We start from the raw sequence: 3,251 nt of genomic DNA on the forward strand, positions 1-3,251 counted from the left end.
CCGACGCGGGCGGCGGCGTAAACAGTGCAGGATCAATCGGTTCGTTGAGCTTCACCTCGCGCCAATAGACCGTATTGGCCCTTATCCCGTCGTAAAACAGACTGACGGTGCGCGCCTGGACCCAGCCCGAGGGCAGGCGGATGAAGTCATCATAATGACGCTCGTGAAAGCCGCGCGGGGTCGAAAACCCCATATAGCGGATGAAGTGGCTCTGCTGATCAATGCCGAACAGCGTGCGCCCCCCGTCGGGGGACACGATCCTGATCAGCCAGATCGGGTGTCCGCCAACCTCCCGGTCAGGGGCCCGCTCGACCTCGAACCCCGGGCTAAGCGCCTCACGAATGATTCCGAACCCGAAGTTGCTTGCCCAATAGGCATCGGCCTGATCCCTCGGCATGATGCCTTTTTCGGTCCAGGTCGTCTCGCCATCATAGCCGACCTCGAACAGTGTGCGCGCGCCTGATTTGGCGATGATCCGCACCTTGCCTTCGGCGCCGTGCGCGGTTGTCCGGTTCTCGCTCATCGCGCGCCACATCCGGTAATCGTCTGCCGTGCTGCGCGGCTGTGCACTGTCGGGCGCGTAGAACACCGCACGGCCGGCAAGATAAAGGGTCGAGGGGTTGAGCCATGCCTCGCCGCCCGCCGCCGCAACCGCGCGCTCAAGAATCGCGCGCGCGCTGTCTTCGCTTTGAGCGCGGGATGCAGACGGTGCGAGGGCAAGCATCAGGCCGACAATCAGGGCAAGCATCCGGATCATAACGATCACCTCTTGGCTGTATTCGGCGGGCAGCCTAGCATCATTTGCAAGCAACACAATTTGTCCGGACATACAAGTTGACGATCTGCGCGGGGGCGGCTGTAATCATTCAGATGCAATGGCTCGTGCAAATCTCCTGACCGTGTTAGCCAGTCCGGCACTCACACCACACGCGGCGGGTTCAGCCACGAACGCGCCAATGACATGCACCGGGCGGTCGCGAAAGGCTGGGCCAACCCTGGCGTAGTATGCGAGGGGATCAACCAGTGCTGGATACTGGCCAATTGCCCGTTGAAAGGAGCATTATGATGCAGGCTCGTCAGGCGATCTTCACCCGCACCGGTGGCCCTGAGGTCATCGAATGGCACAATGTCGATGTGCCCGCGCCCGCGCCCGGAGAAGTGACCCTGCGCCAGAGCGCAGTTGGGCTCAACTATATCGATACCTATCACCGGCGTGGCATCTATCAGGTCAGCCTGCCCAGCGGTCTCGGGCTGGAGGCGGCGGGCACGGTACTGGCGGTGGGCGAGGGCGTCGAAGGCTTTGCCGCAGGCGACAGGGTTGCGACCTTTGGCCCGGCGCGCGGTGCCTATGCCGACATTCGCAATATCGCCGCCGCCAGCTTGTTCAGATTGCCCGACGACATATCCGAGGACACCGCCGCTGCAGCGCTGCTCAAGGGCTGCACCACCGAATTTCTGGTGGAGCGGTGCGCGCGGGTGGAGCCGGGCCAGGCGGTGCTGGTGCATGCCGCAGCCGGCGGTGTCGGCCTGCTTCTGGTGCAGTGGCTGAAGGCGGCAGGGGCGATGGTCATCGGCACCGTGAGTAGCGAGGACAAGGCCGCGCTGGCGCGCGACGCCGGGGCCGACCACATCGTGTTCTACACCCGCGAGGACACCGCCAAACGGGTGCACGAACTGACCGGCGGCGCCGGGGTGCGCGTGGTCTATGACGGTGTGGGGCTCGATACCTGGGAGGCCTCGCTCGACAGCACCGGCAAACGCGGGCTGATCGTGTCGTATGGCAATGCCAGCGCGCCGGTGACCGGCATCAGCCTCGGCATCCTCGCGACCAAGGGCTCACTCTACAACACGCGCCCGACGCTGTTCGATTATTATACTGATCCGGCCGAGCGTGCAGCCGGGGCGGCGCGGCTGTGGGAGATGATCCGCAGCGGCAAGATGAAGGTCACCATCGGCCAGACCTATCCGCTCGAGCAGGCAGACCAAGCGCACCGCGCCCTCGAATCGCGCGCCACCAGCGGATCGACGCTGCTGCTGCCGTAAAGTGCGCGAAACCTTCTCCCTCGATGGGAGAAGGATTTTGCCCGTTAACTCAGCCCGGTTTCCACCAGCTCGACCAGTTCGCCTGCCGGGCCGCGCACCGTCGCGGCCATGTTGCCCATGTAAAGATCGCCATGGCGCAGCGTCGGTGGCGTCAGGAACGTAACATCCAGATCGTCAAAGCGCTCGACCGCTAGCGTGACCAGCGCGTTGCCCGGCGGCAGCATGCCGGGGTGCGCCGGGCGGACGGTCGCCTCGGCGGGATAGTCGTCAACCTCGATGATCGGCAGCCGTTCGTTCTGCACCATGGTGATGACGCTTTGCGTGCCCGCAGGCTTGGCAAACGCGGCGTTGATCATTGAGTATTCGAGCGTGTAGCTCTCGCCCTCATCGAGCCGCAGCGCGCGGCGATACCAGTCGACGCAGGCCATGCGGTCCTTGGCGGCGAGAATGACGATGAAGATATGGTCGGTGAGGCTGTGCGCTTTGGGCAGATCAGACTATGGCGTGTCCATCGCCACCTCGTTGAGATAGATCATCTCATTGCCGCGCCCCAGCACCTGCATCGGCACAAAATAAGGCAAGCCTGCGATTTCCTTGGGCGGGCCGATGATGCGAAAGCCGCTGCCCTCCAGCCGTCCGGGCCAGCCGAACACGTCCTTGACCGTCAGCTCATAGGCCGCCCAGCCAAAGCTGCGCGTGGGCCTGAAATCAGGGTGATCGGGCTGCTCGACCAGCCGGATGAAGCAATGCGCGCCGCTTTGTGGCCGCAGCATTGCATAGCGGGCGGCGGCGCTGTGCGGCGCACCCCAGCTCGCGGCGAGATCGTCGGGCAGCGGCCCTCGCTCGACCAGATCGAGCCCCAGCCGCCCCTGATAATCGGCGAGCGCCGCGTCCAGATCGGGCGTGACGACTACGCCGCCCAAAATGCTGCCATGCTTGATGTGCCGGGTCATGATCGTCTCCCTAACTTGGTCGAATATGGCGGCATTTCCGAATTCGGATAAGATCAAAATTCCGCATTGCGCTTGCCGAGGAACGCAGCAACGCCCTTGGCGAAATCTGCACCGTCAAAGGCGTCTGCGAATTGCGCCAGTGTCTCGGCATCGTCCTCGCTCTGGCCGTGCAGGATGCGGCGGACCATCGCCTTGCTGGCGCGCACGCTGTGCGGCGAGACGGCGGCGATGCTGGCGCCAAGCGCCTGCGCCGCC

At 64.2% G+C, this 3,251-nt stretch carries 4 protein-coding genes and 1 pseudogene; 1 reads left to right on the forward strand and 4 read right to left on the reverse strand.

Annotated features, from left to right (window positions below; translation table 11 throughout):
* The coding region (locus tag ACEW8G_RS09610; protein ID WP_373488206.1) for a hypothetical protein at nucleotides 1-757 on the reverse strand (757 nt) is incomplete at its 3' end.
* Between the two features lie 308 nt (nucleotides 758-1,065).
* On the opposite strand from ACEW8G_RS09610, the gene ACEW8G_RS09615 reads away from it, so the two are divergent.
* Entirely contained in the window at nucleotides 1,066-2,043 is a 978-nt protein-coding gene (locus tag ACEW8G_RS09615) for a quinone oxidoreductase (protein WP_373488207.1), read from the forward strand.
* 44 nt (nucleotides 2,044-2,087) lie between these two features.
* Here the strand turns inward: ACEW8G_RS09615 and ACEW8G_RS09620 are convergent, their stop codons facing one another.
* The 3 genes and pseudogenes from ACEW8G_RS09620 to ACEW8G_RS09630 all read right to left on the reverse strand — a co-directional run.
* Complete coding sequence (locus ACEW8G_RS09620; protein ID WP_373488208.1) at nucleotides 2,088-2,471, reverse strand: VOC family protein; 384 nt, start codon at nucleotides 2,469-2,471, stop codon at nucleotides 2,088-2,090.
* Nucleotides 2,472-2,540: 69 nt separating this feature from the next.
* Nucleotides 2,541-2,996 (reverse strand): VOC family protein, encoded by a 456-nt coding sequence (locus ACEW8G_RS09625; RefSeq protein ID WP_373488209.1) that lies wholly within the window; start codon nucleotides 2,994-2,996, stop codon nucleotides 2,541-2,543.
* A gap of 53 nt (nucleotides 2,997-3,049) precedes the next feature.
* Nucleotides 3,050-3,251: pseudogene (locus ACEW8G_RS09630) on the reverse strand (enoyl-CoA hydratase/isomerase family protein); the annotation flags it as partial.

Origin of the sequence: Blastomonas sp. (genome assembly GCF_041747255.1) — a bacterium.
GTDB lineage: Bacteria > Pseudomonadota > Alphaproteobacteria > Sphingomonadales > Sphingomonadaceae > Blastomonas.